This window comes from Oxalobacter paraformigenes, from assembly GCF_000158475.2.
Taxonomy (GTDB): Bacteria; Pseudomonadota; Gammaproteobacteria; order Burkholderiales; family Burkholderiaceae_D; genus Oxalobacter; species Oxalobacter paraformigenes.
This window is the reverse complement of sequence record NZ_KI392031.1, coordinates 418,578-436,861: the sequence shown is the minus strand read 5'-3', so window position 1 is coordinate 436,861 and position 18,284 is coordinate 418,578. Positions and strand designations below refer to the sequence as shown.

Sequence of the window (18,284 nt, the reverse complement as noted above, 5' to 3'; positions counted from 1 at the left end):
GACGCCTGCCCGAAGCCGGCCGGAGCCAGGATTACGGGATCACATCAGGTCTGGCTGCAAATCGCATCCGGCAAAGCGGGGAACCGTTCTCCAGCGCGACAACCCTGTCTTTCCGGCATATCCTTTTTCATTCACAACGCGCTTTCTTTTCTTCACAGGCGTATTCCCGTTCCCGGCCGGAACGGCAGGAAAAGCGACCAGTGAACCCAGCGGCACGTCAACAACGACCGGTTTTCCTGCGGCGCGCCCCTTTTCATCGGCAAGGGCATGGCTGGCGACAAACCTCACTGTTTGGGACACCTCGTCCGAATGGACAACGGCCAGTTCCCGCAACGCCTGAAGATAGGCGGCACACAGTCCAGCCCGCAAAGCCCTGTCATCCGGCGATTCCGGAAATACCGCCGCCCGATTGTCCAAACGCTCACTCATCATGTCTCACCCTTTTCCGCGTCAATGCGACAGTCCGCACATATCCTTCATTTTCCAAGGCTATACCAGGCCCTTCCCTTTTTCTTGATCTGATGCAAAGGTGAGACAACTTCATCGCCAGAATGCGGAAACGGCACTCCGTCAGGCATATCATTCGGCAAAAGCACCCAGTTTCAGTACCCGCTCAATCGGCACATCGTACTTTTTCTGTAACATGCCAAGATCGTCACCCACCTCGACAACCTGATGACGATCCGATCCTGCCATGGGAAGCCACACAGCATAACGCCCCACAATCGTTTTTGTTCCCCCGATTTCAGCCTCATGACTTTTGCCCAGGTCTGAAATGAAAGCCCGATTGCCAACCAGCTGTTTCCATGTATCCATAGTTCCGGTATCCGTATAAAAATCTGCCGGATCAGTTTCCCAATTTTATTGCTCCCAGTCAATCAGAACGCATTGTGCTATTTTCTCCATAATCGGAAAAAAAGAAACCCCATCAATCCATTTATCGTCGTTAAACACCGGTTCAGCCCAGAAATGTTGCCGTACAACAACTATTTAACCGGCAAACATCATCCATTTATTGAACATCGTCCCGTTTGCCGCACATCAAGGCCTCATTTTCAAAAACGGTTACGATCATTCCGTTACTCGAGCAATTCCTGCAATATTCATGAACTTTCTGCTCTTTTGACGCGTCCCTTCGACGCGTCTTTTTTTTGCAACAACAAGACGCCATACTACTTTCAGACAACAAACATAAACTCCCGATAAAAAACGCTTGCCCTTAAAACAACAGCCCCTCCATTTTAGCCTTATACGGATTGACCGAAGTATTCGCCCACCCTAAAATAAGCCATATATGAACCAATCCACAAGAAAAACAATAAAGGAGGAAACCATGCGATATCACAAGCCCGGTTACGGCGATCCCTGTACCTGGGGGCTCGAAAAAGGACACCCCAACGATCCGCGCACCAACCCCGAGAAAACGGAAACACGGCTTGAACAGCTGACTTCCCTTTTCAGCCAGCGGATAAGAAACCGTATTTTGGATGACGACGATACGGCCATACAGGTAGCGGATCAGCTTATCCGCTACCTGAGCGATGTTGAAGTCGTCGACATCGTCCGGGACGCCATGTACGGCAAGAAAGAAGCGGTATTTGTCGCCGTCAGGGACCTGATTACGGAAGCGATCGAGGGCTTGGCGGAAAACAGGGCCATCGCCCAGCTGGAACTCGAACAGTAAACCTTGACACCTGCCGGTCCGGAAACGGAAACCGGCCCTCAGGAGAAACACCATGCCAAACGATTATTACAAAAGCCCCTGGTTTCTGACCCTTGTCGCGTTCATTATCTGGGGATGCGGCTACATTATGGCGGATGACGCGCGAATCGAAAAACAGCAGCGGATTGCCTGCCAGTGGAAAAAATGAACGGATCCGCACGGAACAAAAAATACAGACCGGTTCCGGTCTGGATGCGGCACGCTCCTGTTCCGCAGGAAAAACCGGAAACGGCCCTTCACAGACCGCGCTCCCGGTACACAAAACCTTCCATCGTTTTATCCGGCGCCTGTCGTAACGAAACGTTCGCACGCATGTCATCCCTGTCCCTGTGCCGGAATCTGGTGGCGCTGGCAAAAAAGAAACCGGAAAAAACATGAGCGGCCCGGGAAGCAAACGGCAAACCGGAACAAGCGGACAAACCGGCCGGGACGGACAGGCCAGCCCGTCAAACCCGTCAAAACCGCCCTTTTCTCCGCTTCGGACAGCAAAAGGGAGCAAAACCCCCCTGTCGCGCTTCTATCCTTAAAACCGGGAAGCCACTTGCGGAAAAAACAAAAGCGCCGGCAAACCGGACAGACTGCCTGCGCAGAAACCGTTTTCAGCCGTGCGGCAACAGAAAAACAGGCGGCAAGAGAAAAAGGGAAACGCATGGTACGGGCGACACGCGTTTTTCTGAATGGATAACGCTTTCCCACGGCCGGAAAGGTTTTTTGCCGGGATTTGGCCAAACGGGCGGAATTTCCTGAAAACGGTGGAACTTTTCTTCAGGCAGGGAGGAAAGCTTTTCCGTTTGTTGTCCTGTCAGAACCGCCTGGCCTCCTGAAACGGGTCTGTCCCGAAAAGAACAGCCGGTTTTCAAAAAGCGCGTGTTCCACCCCGACGCCCTTTGCCAGATACGTTTTTTAACATCAATCCTAAAGGAGACACAAATGGACAATCCCTTTGAAAACCACATCGGTACCGCCGGCGACATGGCTTCAGGCAGCCAAAACCCGGGCGAACACAACGATTGGCTGGACAAACAGCAAAGAGAACGCGAGCGGCAACAGAAAGCGCGGGAGCGGCAACAACCCAACCCGAACCGGACAGCCGATGGCTTCACTGCCCCCGCAACAGGCCTGACCCCGGTTTTTGACAACGAAACCGCTGTACCGAAAAGCGAGCCCCTCAAAATCGAACCGTTGAAAGCGGAAATCCCGAACCCCGACCTTTCCCCGGCAGAAACGCCCAAACCGGCTGCATCGGGAACCGGCTTGTCCAACACCGGTACGGCTGGAACCGCCTCACCGACAATTAACCTCTCCATCGCGCCCGAAGACGCCTACACCACCTTCGGGAAGACATGGGGAGAGCAAAAACTGATCGGCATGTATGACAAGCAGCCCGTGCCGCGCCGGGAACAACCCGAAGAATGGTACGCCGCACTGGCGCGTCGCGCCAGGCATATCCCGACCCTGAGCCCCGACGTGCAGGAATGCCTCTTCCGTTTCCACTGCCAGACCAATCCGCCATTTCGCCAGAAAATTCAGGATGAAATCCGGCAGATGCACCGCGTCATGCCCGATATCCGGAGTGGTTCGGCCCAAAGTCCCACAGGAAACGCCCCGTCAGAGACATTCATAAAACCGCCGCAAGCGACCGGAGAAACCCCTCCTCAGGCCATGGAAGAAACCGGAAGGCTGCCTTCTTTGATTGCGGAAGAAAAGGCCCGGCAAATGAAAGTTGAGCCGGCAGAGAAAAAAGTAAACCTGCTGGAACAGGGCTTTGGCGTCAACCACCCGGAGGACATGAGCCTGAACCCGCTTATCGACTTCGTAAATGACCATGCCCTGGACATACTGGGCGACAACCCGGTATGGAAAGCCGCCCCGCCCGGTCATTCCGACCTGAGCTATGGCGCTTTTGGCGAGTCTTTTTCCCGGAGTGCGCAAGGCGCACTGGGAAGAGAAAGCGCCATTCACGGCAAAGACCAAAGCCGTACCGCAGGCCTGCTCGATGAAAGCTACGCCCCCCTGATTGGAGACGTGTCAGACAACCTCGGCACAAACAGCGCCGTTACCGGCCACGGTCGGGAAACCATCAGCGCCCCCAACCAGAGCTATTGGGTGAATTGGGAAGACGAACAGGGGCGGCAAATCCCCTTCGATCTGGCAGCCAGAGGCGTTAAACAGGGTCTGGAAGACGCCAAAGCCCTCTTTTACTCCGGGGCGGCACTGGCCGGAGACCTCGTATACCAGCTCGTCGGAGGCGACGACAAGGCGCTGCGGCAAATACAGGCTCTTGTGGATCGACACCGGAAAGAGCGAAAAAAGAGAGAGACCCTGAGCATAAACGAACTCTACGTTGAAGGCGACGCGGAAAAGACCATGCAAAACGTGACGCAATACCTGTATCAGGAACTGGGGAACCAGATGGTGAACGTGCCGGCCTATATCGTACTGGGGAAGTTGAAAACCTTTGCGGAACTGACGGGCGTCTCGACCAGTGTGTTATCAGCCCAACTCTATGGAGACATCCGGGAAGCAACAGGAGAGGGAAAGCCGGTGGAATCGGTCCTGTACGCCGTGCCGCTGGGTTTGATGAGTGCGTTACTCATGCCGTTTCGTCAGGCGGGGGCATTGAAAGGGGCGCAGGAGGTGAGGAACTATGTGGGTGGGCTTCTGGTCGGCTTCGGGGTGCACAGGGCTCAGCAGGAGCAGGAACGAAAGATTGTTGAAAGACACAAGGGTAGAGGTGAAGGTAATGCATTAAGATAAATTGACTCAAACCAACACTTGCTTGACCATAATGGATAAGGCTGTACATAATGAGACAGCCTTACCCACCTTAAATCAAAGTCCAGATAAACATGAAAGTTTCCTTGAAAACTTTTGGGTTTTTGTTGTTGTTCAGCTTCAATTTTTCTACTTTTGCCCACAGTATAAACGAAGGGATGCGTTTGTTTGAAGCCGGCCACTATAAAGAAGCGATGGCCCGTTTTATGAAACCGGACGCACAGAAGAATCCGGACGTACTGAATCATATCGGTTATATGTATAACAAAGGATTAGGAGTAGAAAAGAATTGGCAAACCGGAGCTCAATGGTACGAAAAAGCGGCAGAGATGGGATTCCGGGTAGCTCAATATAATGTCGGAGTCGCGTATGAAAAGGGTCATGGCGTCCAGAAAAATATACCCAAAGCCTTAAAATGGTTCTCTAAATCGGCAGAACAGGGCTACGCCAAAGCCGAAGCGAAAATGGGTTATTACACCGTAACCGGAACGGGCGTCAAACAGGATTTTGGCGAAGCGCTGCGCTGGTACCGGAGAGCGGCAGAACACGGGGATATCGCTTCATATGCCGATATCGGCCATTTTTATGCCGATGGCAACGGCGTCAAAAAAGACAAGAACCGGGCGGCGCAGTACTACATCATGGGGGCGGAAAAGGGAGACCCTGAAGCGCAGTACTGGCTGGGACGGGCTTATCAGCTGGGCCGGGGCATCAAACACGATTCCGCACGGGCCCTTTACTGGCTGAACAGGGCGGCCGACAACGGCAATACGCTGGCGATGGATGCGCTGACGCGAATCTACAATTCGGGGGCGCTTGACCAGCCCATCGATCACGAGCTGGCAGCGAGATGGGCTGAAAAGGCAATTGAAACCCGGAAGCAAACCGGAGAGAGTGATCCGGACCTGGTGAAACGGCTGCGGTTTTTCGGGGTCGATGTTGACCGGATGAAGAAACCGCATGAATAGTAGTCTTAGCGGACTGGGAGAAAACAGCGCCATCCACGGAAGCGGGAACAAGAGAACTCCCGCAGGACACGCTGACGAAAGCTACGCTCCCCTGATCGGAGACGTGTCAGACAACCTCGGCGCCAACAGCGCCGTCACCGGCCACGGCCGGGAAACCATCGGCGCCCCCAACCAGAGCTATTGGGTGAACCGGGAAGACGAACAGGGGCGGCAAATCCCCTTCGATCTGGCGGCCAGAGGCGTCAGGCAGGGAATCGAAGACGCCAAAGCCCTCTTTTACTCCGGGGCGGCACTGGCCGGAGACCTCGTATACCAGCTCGTCGGAGGCGACGACAAGGCGCTGCGGCACATACAGGCCCTGGTGGAAGAGCACCGCAAAGCCGGCGCAAACCGTCCCCGACTGTCCATAGACCAGCTCTACGTCGAAGGGGACGCGGAAAAAACCATGCAAAATATCACGCAGTACCTGTATCAGGAACTGGGGAACCAGATAGTGAACGTACCGGCCTATATCGTACTGGGGAAGTTGAAAACCTTTGCGGAACTGACGGGCGTCTCGACGGCGGTCATGGCCGCACAGATACACGGCGACATCCGGGAAAAGACGGGAGAGGGAAAGCCGGTGGAATCGGTCCTGTACGCCATTCCGCTGGGTTTGATGAGTGCGTTGCTCATTCCGTTTCGTCAGGCGGGGGCGTTGAAAGGGGCGCAGGAGGTGAGGAACTATGTGGGCGGGCTTTTGGTCGGCTTCGGGGTGCACAGGGCTCAGCAGGAGCAGGAACGGCAGATGGTCAGGAAACTTAAAGAAAGAGATGACGGTATAGAGTTTTGATCTTGTTGGCTTGACCATAATGGATAAGGCTGTACATAATGGGACAGCCTTATCCCCCTCAGTTCATCTTTATGAAATCAAACTTAAAAGTCTTTCTTGTTTCTTTTCTCTTTTCTTTTGGTTTTCATGTTTTTGCCGGTGATATTGAAGAAGGAAGACGTCTCTTCAATGCAGGAAAATATGAAGAGGCTATGAGCTGCTTTATGAAACCGGATGCGCAGCAAAAACCGGAAGTCATGAATCATATTGCTTATATGTACCACAAAGGCCTTGGTGTAGAAAAAGACCAGCAAATTGCCGTGGGTTGGTTTAAAAAAGCGGCAGAATTGGGTTTGGCAAAAGCCCAGTTCAATCTGGGGTTATCCTATCAAAAGGGACAGGGGGCCTCTAAAGATATCCACAAAGCAATCGAATGGTTTCGCAAATCGGCAGAACAGGGATATGCTAAAGCCGAAGCGAAAATGGGTTATTACACCGTAACCGGAACGGGCGTCAAACAGAATTTTACCGAAGCGCTGCGCTGGTACCGGAGAGCGGCAGAACACGGGGATATCGCTTCATATGCCGATATCGGCCATTTTTATGCCCAAGGCAACGGCGTCAAAAAAGACAAGAACCGGGCGGCGCAGTACTACATCATGGGAGCGGAAAAGGGTGATCCCGAAGCGCAGTATTGGCTGGGGCGGGCTTACGAGCAGGGGCGCGGCATCAAACACGACCCGGAAAGAGCCCTGTACTGGCTGAAGCAGTCGGCAAACAAGGGCAACTGGCAGGCGATGCGCGAGCTGTCGGTGATTTACGGCTCGGCTTTGCTGGGACAGGCGATTGATGAAAAGCTTGCCCTGCAATGGGGAGAGAAGGCGGAGGAAACCCGCAGAAAGAGCGGGGAAACCAATCCGGACGTGGAAAGGCGCTTGCGGTTTTTCGGCGTCGATGCCGACAGGCTAACGAAGGACGGGCAGTAGTGGCGCTTGCCGGAACGGGCCGGCTCGCTCCCGGGCAGGGGGTATCCCGCATAAACAGCAAAACCGCCACCTTGGATCGGCTCGCTGCCGTCGCGAGAACCCGCATGAAGCGACGCCCGCCCTTAATTTCCCGGCATTGCCCATTCAGACGAACCCTGTTTCCTGCCGGTTCCAGCTATACCTTTCCACGCTTTTCCCCTCTTTTTCGTCCTTTCCCCGCCAAACGGAACGGCAGGCCATTCCGTTTTTTCTTCCTGCAAGAGAGCGTATCGCGCTGGCACGGCAAAAAAAGCGGCTTGCAAAAATAGCGTTACAATAGCGCCATCTGAAAAAACGCGCGCAAACGGCACGGCAAAACCACCCGCCCTGCCTGAAACGACCTGAAAAAGACATTCAGAACCCCATGAAAAAAAGTCTCGTCGCCCTGGCGGCCGGCACCTTCGCCCTGGGCATCGCCGAATTCGTCATGATGGGCCTTTTGTCCGACGTGGCGGCTGATCTTGGCATTTCCATCCCGGCAGCCGGACATTTCATCGCCGCCTATGCGCTGGGAGTATGCGCCGGTGCGCCCCTGCTTGTGCTCATTGCCCGTACCCGGCCGCTGAAACAGATCCTCATGGGACTGGCGGCCCTGATCGTGCTCGGCAATCTCTGTACCGCCTTTGCGCCGGGTTATGAAGCCATGCTCGCCACCCGTTTCCTTTCCGGGCTGCCGCATGGCGCATTCTTCGGCGTCGGCTCCATCGTTGCCGACAGGCTGGCTGACAAAGGCAAAGGCGCACAAGCCATTTCCATCATGGTCGCCGGCATGACCGTCGCCAACGTACTGGGCGTTCCGCTGGGAACCCATATCAGCCATGCCTTTTCATGGCGCTTTACCTTCATGCTCGTCAGCGTCTGGGCACTCGTCTTGCTCTGGCTCATCTGGCGCTGGATTCCTGTCATGGAAGCGCTGCCCGATACCGGACTGCTCGGCCAGTTCCGTTTCTTGCGCCGTCTTCCTCCCTGGCTGATCCTTTTCGCCACAGCCCTTGGCAACGGCGGCGCATTCTGCTGGCTCAGCTACATCAATCCATTGATGACGGAAGTCTCCGGATTCGCTCCGTCCGACATGACACTTCTGATGATGCTGGCCGGACTCGGCATGCTCGCAGGCAATCTGGCAGGCGGACGCCTCTCCGACCGCTTCAGCCCCGGAGAAGTCGCTTACCTTTCGCAGGGCCTCATGTGTCTTGCCCTGTTCTCGATTTTCTTTATGGCCGGAAACCCTGTTGCCTCCGTTATCCTCATGATCGTCTGCACCACCTGCCTGTTCACGGTATCCGCGCCCCAGCAACTGCTTTTGATCCGCAACGCCAAAGGCGGCGAAATGCTGGGCGCCGCCAGTGTCCAGATCGCCTTCAACCTCGGCAATGCGCTCGGCGCATGGTGCGGCGGCCTGCCCATCAAGGCCGGGTTCGGCTATCCATACACGGCGCTGCCCGCCAGCTTCCTTGCCCTGGCCGGCTGCGTCCTGCTCCTGTACTTCTGGCGGCGCTACGAATACCCCGTCCGGCATATCCGCACCACCAGCTACACGCAAAAAGTTCCCTGACAAACCGCCCCGAACCGCTTCCCTTCCCCAATCCTCAGGAGCGCCGCCTGGCACATTCATCGAACCCGCACGCACTGCCGTGCCGGATTGACGTTTTCCCGGCCTTTCAGCCTGCCGGATATCGCCGGTTTTATCCGAAACAGGACGTTTCAGGACGACACCAAAAAGCACGAAAAACCGGAAACGGAAAACCTTTTCCAGCCCGGTTCATACGCTTTGGAAAAGAAAACCAATCCGGCCAGCGTTCCCGAATGAACAGAAAGGATTGATTAAACGCCGTGTTTGCTACGTTTTTCGCAGTATTGAGTGGCCTGTTTTCCGGCATGATTTTCCCCTTCCCGGCGTGTTGCCTTACGGGAAGGGCTTTTGAAGCCTGCAAAGGAATAAAGACGGCAAATGACCCCAAAAGCCTGTTCTGAAACAGGCTTTCATTCGTTTGCCTGCAACTGCGCCGAGATATCGGCCGGTGCTTTTTTGACCGTTTTCTTGCGTCTGGCCGTATTGCGCTTTTTGACAGGGGTCTTTTTGGGAACGGCTTTTTGGGCCGCATGCCGCTGCTGGCGCCATGTCCAGGGCGGAACGGGATGGGAATCGGCCCAGAGCCCGCGCCCGGCGCCTCTCGCCTGTTTTTCCATGGATTGCCATTGCGCGCAGATTCTCAGATCGCAATGGCCTTCATAAACCCATGCCATGCCCGAACCGACAAGAAAAGCCTGAAGGCTGTACTGGTCGTTGATCGCGACCACGGCAACGGTCGTTCCGTTCGGATCGACATTGACGACCTGAACATCCACCGACCGGTCTTCCACCAGTTTTTTCGCCGCGTCGCGGGCTTGGGGCCCATTCTTTTGCGCCAGTTCGGGACTATCCACCCCGTAGAGGCGAACATCGTAAATCCGACCCGACTCATGCCGGATTTTCAGCGAATCGCCATCAATTACCTGCGTCACAACCCCCTGCCAGGCCAGGGCAAGGGGAGCCTGTAATACCAGCAGACAAAACAGAACCCACGCTCTCACAAAATACTCGCTTTCCGGCAAAAAACGCGTGTGAAAAAAAGAACAGTTATTCCGCTAGTATGGCCTTAACTCTTCGCCATGTACAGAGCGGAAAGACCGCGTTTGCAACAATTTCGTGGACTTTTATTTTTTTTCAAAACGAGCCTGGTCAAAAACGGTCAAAGTCGCTTTTTCCGAGACACAATCGCCCCCGTTCCGGGCATAAATCGCCCCCTGTGGCGAGAAGCTCGGTTATACTCATACCATCACCCATTCCGAAAGAGGCGCCATGATGATTCCTCTCTTCTCAGATCAGGGCAGAGCGCAAATCGACCGGATTGTCCGTCCCGGCGTTCTCTGCGCTTTCGATTTCGACGGAACACTCTCCCCGTTTGTGGGCTATGAGAACGCGTCGCTGCCGGAAGCCATCTGCCAAAAGCTCCTTCATCTGCAATCCATGACGCCCGTTGCCATTCTGACCGGCCGCGCCATGGCCGATATCCGCGCCAGACTGCCGTTCAAACCCGATTTTCTGGTCGCCAATCACGGCCTTGAAGGCGTGCCCGGCCAGGAAAAAGACCATGAAAAATACCGCCGGACGGTCGCCTGCTGGGCCGAGGCCCTGCAACTGGCGCTGGACAATCCCACCCGTTACGACCGTGGCGTCAGTCTGGACAACAAGCGTTATTCGCTGGCGGTGCATTACCGCAAGGCAGCCGATTACGACGCGACCGAAGGCCGGCTGACGCGGCTGTTTGCCGAAGCCGCTCCCACGGCGCACGTTTTGCCGGGCAAATTCGTCTATAACCTGATTCCGCCCGGCGCGCCGGACAAGGGCGACGCGCTCTCCGAACTGATGAAAGCCGCCGGCGCGCAAACCGCCCTCTACGTGGGCGACGACTGGACGGACGAGGATGTGTTCGCGCTGGACAATCCCGCTATCCTGACTGTCCGCGTCGAAAAAAGCGACGAGAGCCGCGCACGGTTTTATCTGGAGACGCAGGAAGATATCGCAACGCTTTTAGACGCCCTTATCGACAAACTGCAATCCGCCTTCCCCCGCGGGGGCGGACGGCCAACACAAGGAAACTGACATGAGCTCACTGGAACTCGGTTTGATCGGCAACTCGCGCACCAGCGCACTGGTAGACAGGAACGCCCGCATCGTCTGGTGGTGTTATCCCGCTTTCGACAGCGATCCCGTCTGCTGCGAACTGATGAATCCGGAAAAAAAGGAGAAAGACGCCGGATTCATCGACGTCGTTTTCGACAAGATCCGTCAGGCCGACCAGTATTACGAACGCAACTCGGCCGTATTGGTCACCCGCTTCGGCGACAATGCGCATAACGTGATCGAAGTGGTCGATTTCGCGCCCTGTTTCCCGATGCACGACCGGCTGTTCACCCCGTCATCCATCATCCGCATTATCCGGCGGGTGGCAGGCCGTCCCCGCATCACGATCCGCATCCGGCCAAGCGTCAATTACGGCAGCGAAGCGCCGCAGGTACTGCCGGGCGCGCACCACATTTCCTATACAGGATCGGAACAGACGCTGCGCGTCACGACCGACGCGTCCATCAGTTCCATCCTCGACGAAAAACCGTTTTTCCTGAATGATTCCGTCACTCTGATTCTCGGCCCCGATCAGGCCGTCGAGTCCGCGCCGCAAGATGTGGGACGCGCCTATTACGAAGCGACAGTCCGGTACTGGCAGAACTGGATTCACAACGTGTCCATGCCGTTCGAGTGGCAAGACGCCGTCATCCGCGCCGCCATCACCCTGCGCATGAACACGTTTTACGATACCGGCGCGATCATCGCGGCCGTCACGACGTCGATTCCGGGGTCTCCGGACGCGAAACACAACCGGGACTACCGCTACAGCTGGGTACGCGACTCGTATTTCGTCGTCAGCGCCTTAAACCGCCTCGGCGCAACCGGGACGATGGAACGGTATCTGCAATACATCCTGAACATCATCGCCGACTCGAAAGGGCTGCCGTTCCAGCCCGTTTACGGCATTCACCGCAACGCCGGGCTGGAAGAAAAAATCGCGCCCGCGCTGGCCGGTTATAACGATATGGGGCCGGTCCGGATCGGCAACAGCGCCTACCGGGAAACGCAAAACGACGTGTACGGCTCCGCCGTACTGGCCTGCACGCAGGCGTTCTTCGACAAACGGCTGCACCGGCCCGCCGACCGGAACGTGTTCACCGATCTGGAACGGCTGGGCGAAGAAGCGGTCGCGCGCTACAATCAGCCCGACGTGGATATCTGGCACCGGCCCGGTAAAGAACAGGTTCATACCTTTTCCAGCGTCATGTGCTGGGCGGCGTGCGACCGGCTGGCCGCCATCGCCAGAGAACTGAACATGAAAGCCCGTGAGGCAATATGGGCGGCGAATGCGGAAAAAATCCGGGACGACATTTTAGCGAACGCCTGGAATGACGGGCTCGGCACGTTCACCACCGTCTGGAACGGCAGCGAAGTCGATGCCAGCCTGTTACTGATGGCCGAACTGCGTTTTCTGGAACCGTCGGACGAACGCTTCAGAAAAACCGTTTCCACCATCGAAAAGCGGCTCCTGCGCGGCGATTTTCTCTTGCGCTATGAAGGGGAAGACGCCGGCGGCATGCCGGAAACCGCCCTTCTGGTCTGCACGTTCTGGTGGATTCTGGCGCTGGCGTATATCGGGGAAACGGAACGGGCCCGCGCGAGCTTTGAAAACATCCTTTCCCGCCGCAACCGTCTCGGCCTCCTGTCGGCCGATGTCTCGCGCGAGGGAAACGAACTGTGGGGCAACTTCCCGCAGACCTACAGTATGGTCGGCCTGATCCAGTGCGCCATCAGACTGTCCCGGCCGTGGGAAAACGCTTTCTGAACAACAATAAAAACCGCCGGCATGAACGGCCCCTATCAACAGGAAGGAGCAAAAAAAATGGAAACCAGAAAAATACCCGGAACTGACCTGAACCTGTCCGTTATCGCCTTCGGTTCTTTCGCCTCCGGTAACGGCTGGGCACCTTCGGAAAGGAAATCCGCCATCGAAGCCATCCGCGCCAGTTACCAGCTCGGCGTCACGACTTTCGACACGGCGCCGATCTACGGACTGGGCGACACCGAAACCATCCTCGGTGAAGCCCTGTCGTGTTTTCCGCGGGACAAGGTGCAAATCCTGACCAAATTCGGGCTACGCTGGATTTACGCCAAGGGAAAACTCTTCCGCACCGTCGTTGACTGGCAGGGCAGAAATGTCGATATCTACCGTTACGCCGGCAAGGAAAGCGTGATCGAGGAATGCGAAAACAGTCTCCGCCGCCTGCAAACGGATTACATCGACCTGTACCAGCTCCACTGGCCGGACGAAACCACGCCGTTTGAAGAAACTTTTGAAGCCGTTGACCGTCTTGTGCAACAGGGCAAGGTCCGTTATGTCGGCGTTTCCAACGTTTCCCCGGAACAGATGGACCAAATCCGGGAGCTCTTTCCGTTCGTCTCCCTCCAGATGCCGTACAACATGATCGACCGCACGATCGAAAAGGATGTCGTCGATTACTGTATCGACAACAAAAAAGCCATACTGGCCTACCGGCCGCTGGAAGCCGGGCTGCTCTCCGGCAAGGTGCATCCGGACGACGTTTATCCGAAAAACGATATGCGGAACGTCAATCCCCATTTCACTCCGGAAAACATCAAAAAAACCAACGTCTTTCTCGAAGAGCTGAAACCGCTGGCCAGCGAGAAAAAAGTCACGCTGGCCCAGCTCGCGCTTCGCTGGACAGCCGACCGGCCCGGCATTACCGCCATCCTCGCCGGAGCGCAGAATTCGGCACAGGCCATCGAAAACGCCAAGGCCGCCAACATCCGCCTGTCCAAAAAAGACATGGATTACATGAACAGCGCCCTCCTGAAACTGCATCTTTAACAGCCTGTCCGCCTTTTTCCGGTATGGCCGGGGAACCTGAACGGTTCTCCGGCCATACCGTTTTCCTCCCGTTCAATCCGGATTATTCGCTCCTCTTTTGACCGAATCGCAAAAGCCTGCGCCAAAAAACCGTACACTGACCCGTGCGGCCTTGCCACACTCCCATAATCGCAAGCCCGAAAGCAGCCCGGCCGGAAAACAGCCTTTCGCCGGCCCTCCGGAACGCCGGTCTTTTGCGTGAACCCGACCTTAAAGGAACCCGACGATGGAATACCGCACTCTTCCCGATACCGACCTGAACGTTTCCGTGATTGTTTTCGGTTCCCCGGCAAACGGCGGCTTCTTATCCGGCGAAAAGCAGAATGGCATTGAAGCCATCCGCGCGGCTTACCGTGCGGGCGTCACCACGATCGACACGGCCCCGCTGTACGGACTCGGGGCAGCCGAAAGCCTGGTCGGCGAAGCGATTGCCTGCCTGCCACGCGAGAAGGTGCAGATCCTGACCCAATTCGGCCTGCGCTGGAACATCGGACAGGGGGAACCGTTCAAGTCGATTGCAGGCCCTAATGGCAAACCCATCGACATCGTTCATAACGCCACCCGCGAGAGCGTGATCGCCGAATGCGAAGCCAGCCTGAAACGCCTGAATACCGATTATATCGACCTCTACCAGATGCACTGGCCCGACGACTTCACCCCGATGGAAGAAACCTTCGAAGCGGTTCAAAAACTGATCGATCAGGGAAAAGTCCGTTATGCCGGCGTGTCCAACTACAGTGCGGCCCAGATGGCCGAAGCCGGGAAACATATACGGGTGGTTTCCGACCAGCTCCACTACAGCATGACAGACCGCGGTCTGGAACGGCAAACCGTCAGATACTGTCTCGATCACAGCAAAGCCGTTTTCGCCTGCCGTCCGTTAGAAGGCGGCCTGTTGACCGGCACGCTCAAACCCGGCGTCAACTTCCCGGCAGGCGATTTCCGCCGGGGCAACGCGAAATTTTCAGATGAAAACATCCGCCGGGCAAACGATTTCGTCCGTTACCTGAAACCGCTGGCTGAAGACAAAAAAATCAGCGTCGCCCAGCTTGTGCTGCGCTGGACGGTACAGCGTCCCGGCATCACCGCTGCCGTGGCGGCTGCCGGCAACGCCGTACAAGCCATTGAAAATGCGAAAGCGGGCGACATCCGGCTGACCGAAAAGGAAATGGGTTATATCGACAGCATCCTGCCGCCGCCATAACACGCGTTTTGCCGGTATTTTTCCGCTCCGGAATGAACGACTCTGTCCTGCCAGGACAGGAAACGCTGAAATACGAAAAACCGGACCGTTTCACCCATTTCGCCGGAATGCCATCTGACCGGGCTGAAAATCCGGCGCGGTTTTCCGTTTTCCGCGCGCTTGCCGGCGCGACAAGAGAAAGGGATTCGACACAGCGATTCCGGCCGGACCGCGCAAACTATTGCATGTGTTTTCCCGGTTCCGGGGAAACCGGACGGCTCTTCTGTCCGGTTTCCTTTTTCACGATAACGCGAAGGAGAGGGCCGGCGGTGCTTTACAGAGACGGGTTCCTTTTTCCGCGGGCTCAAAATACATATTTCATCCCGATTCTGACTTCGATTTCCTTGGTGTAGTGAGACCCTTCCTCGCGTTCGATCTGGCCGTACAGTTTGGTATTTTTGTCCATTTCCCAGTCCATGCCGGCCCCGTAATAGAATCGTGTACCCATGATCCGGTCTTCCCGGAAAGACACGTCGTTCAGGACGATTTTCTGGTCTCCGGTGAATTCATGGTTAAGACCTGCTTTCAGGTAATACTGCCCCTTCCGGTTTGCTTCCCGTTTCAGGTCACGCCCGGCAACAATGCCCAATCTTCCCGTCAGGCTGTCGGCGTCGTCCTGTTTCACGCGCATGCCGTTGTCCATCTGGAAGGTATCGCCATTGACGCGGTACCAGGAAAGCTGGGCCTGCGGTTCGATGAACCAGGTTTTGTCATGGCCCAGCCGGTCGAATTTTCTTCCCGCTTCCACAGACAGGCCGTACCCCCAGTTATGGTATTTGCCTTTGGTTTCCCGGCCATCGAGCATGTTCGTACGGATTTCCTGACCGTAGCGGTCAAGGGTGGCGACGAAGTCGGCGTAGGTTCCGTTTTCGTGTGTCCAGGTGGCATACAGGTTGACCCCCTGGGAATCGGCATCCCCTGAAGCGCGTCCGTTATTTCCATGTGTCTTCTGGTCGGCGATAACGGCGTTGAAGCCGGCGCCGACAAGCCAGTTTTCATTGATGGCACGGTCAAGTCCCAGCCTGAAAGAATAGGCTTCCTGCCGGAAGCGGGCAGATTCATAGCCGGAGAGGGTGTCTTTCCATCCTGCAAGAGAGGCCCACAGGCCGTCACGCACACCGTCCCTGACTTCGCCCAGACGTTTGCGCACATCCATCAGGCTGTTCTGGTACAGGGCGTTCTGCGCTCCGGCAGACGCCATGGCCAGCACGGCTTCGGCTGTGGGGGCCCGTTCCGGCGTATTGTCTTTTCCTGTGGCACGTGTCAGGTACCATTCGGTGGCGCCCTCCGCCGCATTGCGGCTGGACAGCTCATACAGATAGACTCCCGCATCGACTTTTCTGCCCGGGTTGGCCAGGGTGAACGTCGCGCTTCCGGATGCGTCGCTGACGATATACTGTGTTTCCTCAACCGTTGCTGTACCGGATGAAGCGACCAGAATGCCATGCTGTCCCGAAGCGGTTCCCGTAATGACCAGTTTGTCCGTTTCGCCCGTGGAAAAATCGGTATCCGCCTTGACAAGCCCGTTGTCTCCGCCCAGATCGTGCGTCGTTACCGTCTGGAAGCCGGAAATATGGCTCATATTCAGCGTACCGCCCGAAAGATGCAGGTCCGTCAGTCGTGAATCACGGGTGACATCCCAGTAAGATGCAGGGCCGGCAAGATTCATCAGTATCCGGTTGCCGGATGATGATGTCAGGTCGAGGTCGGAATAGCCTTTGAACTGTACGGTACCTTTTCCGGCTTCGTTGATGGCGATTTTGCCGTCACTTTCGGCATACAAACGGCTTTCTTCCAGAAAATGGGCATAAAAATCCTTTTGAATTGTCAGCGTTCCCGCATCGACTGTTGCAGCTGTTTTCGCTTTGACAATGGCCGATTCTTCAATGTTCAGCGTGCCTCCTGTCGATACCCTGAAACCGTTCTGTTCATCACCGTTTCCGGCAACGGTGACCTGTACCCGTTTGAGATTGACGGTGGAACCCTGTTCGGATACGGCGAAGCCGTCCGCTCCCTGCCCGATCGCGGCTGTATCGGTTACTGAAACGATGGCGGAATTCGCATCAAGCGAACTGCCGTCCGTGACGGCAATTCCGGCAGGTGCGGCTGAATCGACCGTGATCTGAATGTCACGTGCCGTCAATTGACTGCCACGAAATAAATGAATACCGGTACCCTGTACGGCAGCCTCTGAAACTCGAACGTTCATATCGCCTGCCTGCACAACAGACGTATCGTCACCTATCATTCCCCATGCGTGTTCGCCACCTTTCGCGGTAATATCCGCAATACCCTCAAAAACGGCTTGTCCACCCAGCAGATCGACACCGACATTCATGTCCGAATATCCTGATACATTTACCGTGAAATCATCCGAAAAACTGGCAAAGGAATTGTCCAGCAGCAGTCCGAATGCCTGATATCCCTGACCGGTTACGGTGATCCCGGTTGCCGAAAATTCTCCCTGGCTGCCATTCCAGAAAGCGATACCATATGCACTGCCTGCTTTTCCATCAAGACGAACGTCCAGATTGCCGGCAAAAGATAGTGAGGCACTTCCGCTTCCGTCATCGAAAAGACTGATTCCACGCATAACTGTCGGGGAAGATAATCCATTTACCGTAACGACAGATGGACTGTTTTTATCCGTTACATCCAGACGAGTGCTGCCGAGAGCAATCCCCGCCAAATCGTCCTCATTGGTATTCAACAGGATATTCACTGATGAATATTCCTGATCGGTATCCCGCCAATATCCCATCCCATACCATCTGTCGCCAGTGTATTCAAACGGACCCGCGGCAAAAGCGCTGCTGCACAAGGCAATGGCAGCAACAGCCGCTGCGGTTTTTCCGGCATGTGTACGCAGATTTTCGCTGCCGACCATGTAAAGGCCGCGCGCACGGCTGTATATGATTTTGAAGATTCGGTTCATTGCCGTTTTCGTAAAAAATGAATGAGTCACCGGAATCCGGTATTCCTGTCACTCCGTCACGGCAAATCTGAAGGCGTCTGCTTCCGTTAATGCTCATTAGCGGACATTCAGGCATTTCTTCGGGAAACCAGATTTTCTTATTTGCCAGAAGGGGTTACCGAAGTCCAATTTACCGGATTATCGCTCTTTAATCCACATCCATTTTTTTGAAAATAAGACCTTCATAGTCACAAAATATAATTCAATCAATATGTTATATACAAGATAACATACCGCTAATGAGCAT

Annotated in this window: 16 protein-coding genes; 12 read left to right on the top strand and 4 right to left on the bottom strand. The window is 55.5% G+C overall.

The features are described 5' to 3' along the window. Window positions 1-39 precede the first annotated feature (39 nt). Complete coding sequence (locus OFAG_RS05510; protein ID WP_005877394.1) at window positions 40-432, bottom strand: hypothetical protein; 393 nt, start codon at window positions 430-432, stop codon at window positions 40-42. Between the two features lie 147 nt (window positions 433-579). Beyond that, a complete protein-coding gene (locus tag OFAG_RS05505; RefSeq protein WP_005877396.1) occupies window positions 580-816 on the bottom strand; it encodes a hypothetical protein in 237 nt (78 codons plus the stop codon). 517 nt (window positions 817-1,333) lie between these two features. Here OFAG_RS05505 and OFAG_RS05500 point away from each other — a divergent pair. From OFAG_RS05500 to araJ, 8 genes are all read left to right on the top strand, one after another. Next, window positions 1,334-1,684: a hypothetical protein gene (locus tag OFAG_RS05500; RefSeq protein ID WP_020994906.1), complete on the top strand. Its 351-nt coding sequence runs from the start codon at window positions 1,334-1,336 to the stop codon at window positions 1,682-1,684. Window positions 1,685-1,736: 52 nt separating this feature from the next. Beyond that, window positions 1,737-1,871, top strand: coding sequence for a hypothetical protein (locus OFAG_RS14440; RefSeq protein ID WP_020994905.1), 135 nt, complete (start codon window positions 1,737-1,739; stop codon window positions 1,869-1,871). Next, complete coding sequence (locus tag OFAG_RS05495; protein ID WP_020994904.1) at window positions 1,868-2,101, top strand: hypothetical protein; 234 nt, start codon at window positions 1,868-1,870, stop codon at window positions 2,099-2,101. The genes OFAG_RS14440 and OFAG_RS05495 overlap by 4 nt, the downstream gene beginning before the upstream one ends. Before the next feature lie 552 nt (window positions 2,102-2,653). Then, window positions 2,654-4,480, top strand: a complete 1,827-nt coding sequence (locus tag OFAG_RS05490) for a YML083C domain-containing protein (protein WP_020994903.1) — start codon at window positions 2,654-2,656, stop codon at window positions 4,478-4,480. A gap of 176 nt (window positions 4,481-4,656) precedes the next feature. Beyond that, window positions 4,657-5,466 carry a tetratricopeptide repeat protein gene (locus OFAG_RS05485; protein ID WP_231371673.1) on the top strand — a complete coding sequence of 270 codons (810 nt, stop codon included), beginning with the start codon at window positions 4,657-4,659 and terminating at the stop codon, window positions 5,464-5,466. After that, on the top strand, window positions 5,459-6,298 hold the full coding sequence (locus OFAG_RS05480; protein WP_020994901.1) for a hypothetical protein: 840 nt from the start codon (window positions 5,459-5,461) through the stop codon (window positions 6,296-6,298). The genes OFAG_RS05485 and OFAG_RS05480 overlap by 8 nt, the downstream gene beginning before the upstream one ends. Before the next feature lie 191 nt (window positions 6,299-6,489). Continuing rightward, on the top strand, window positions 6,490-7,263 hold the full coding sequence (locus OFAG_RS05475) for a tetratricopeptide repeat protein (RefSeq protein ID WP_231371672.1): 774 nt from the start codon (window positions 6,490-6,492) through the stop codon (window positions 7,261-7,263). Window positions 7,264-7,666: 403 nt separating this feature from the next. Further along, window positions 7,667-8,857: an MFS transporter AraJ gene (gene araJ / locus OFAG_RS05465; RefSeq protein WP_005877399.1), complete on the top strand. Its 1,191-nt coding sequence runs from the start codon at window positions 7,667-7,669 to the stop codon at window positions 8,855-8,857. Between the two features lie 428 nt (window positions 8,858-9,285). On the opposite strand, the gene OFAG_RS05460 is transcribed toward araJ, so the two are convergent. Next, on the bottom strand, window positions 9,286-9,876 hold the full coding sequence (locus OFAG_RS05460; protein WP_020994900.1) for a thermonuclease family protein: 591 nt from the start codon (window positions 9,874-9,876) through the stop codon (window positions 9,286-9,288). 268 nt (window positions 9,877-10,144) lie between these two features. On the opposite strand from OFAG_RS05460, the gene otsB reads away from it, so the two are divergent. The 4 genes from otsB to OFAG_RS05440 all read left to right on the top strand — a co-directional run bounded on the left by otsB (window position 10,145) and on the right by OFAG_RS05440 (window position 15,024). After that, window positions 10,145-10,948, top strand: coding sequence for a trehalose-phosphatase (gene otsB, locus OFAG_RS12745; RefSeq protein WP_005877401.1), 804 nt, complete (start codon window positions 10,145-10,147; stop codon window positions 10,946-10,948). A gap of 1 nt (window position 10,949) precedes the next feature. Next, entirely contained in the window at window positions 10,950-12,737 is a 1,788-nt protein-coding gene (locus tag OFAG_RS05450) for a glycoside hydrolase family 15 protein (RefSeq protein WP_005877402.1), read from the top strand. A gap of 57 nt (window positions 12,738-12,794) precedes the next feature. Further along, entirely contained in the window at window positions 12,795-13,781 is a 987-nt protein-coding gene (locus OFAG_RS05445; RefSeq protein ID WP_005877403.1) for an aldo/keto reductase, read from the top strand. Window positions 13,782-14,046: 265 nt separating this feature from the next. Beyond that, complete coding sequence (locus OFAG_RS05440) at window positions 14,047-15,024, top strand: aldo/keto reductase (protein WP_005877404.1); 978 nt, start codon at window positions 14,047-14,049, stop codon at window positions 15,022-15,024. A 343-nt stretch (window positions 15,025-15,367) separates the two neighbouring features. On the opposite strand, the gene OFAG_RS05430 is transcribed toward OFAG_RS05440, so the two are convergent. Then, complete coding sequence (locus OFAG_RS05430; RefSeq protein ID WP_020994898.1) at window positions 15,368-17,998, bottom strand: autotransporter outer membrane beta-barrel domain-containing protein; 2,631 nt, start codon at window positions 17,996-17,998, stop codon at window positions 15,368-15,370. Window positions 17,999-18,284 lie beyond the last annotated feature (286 nt).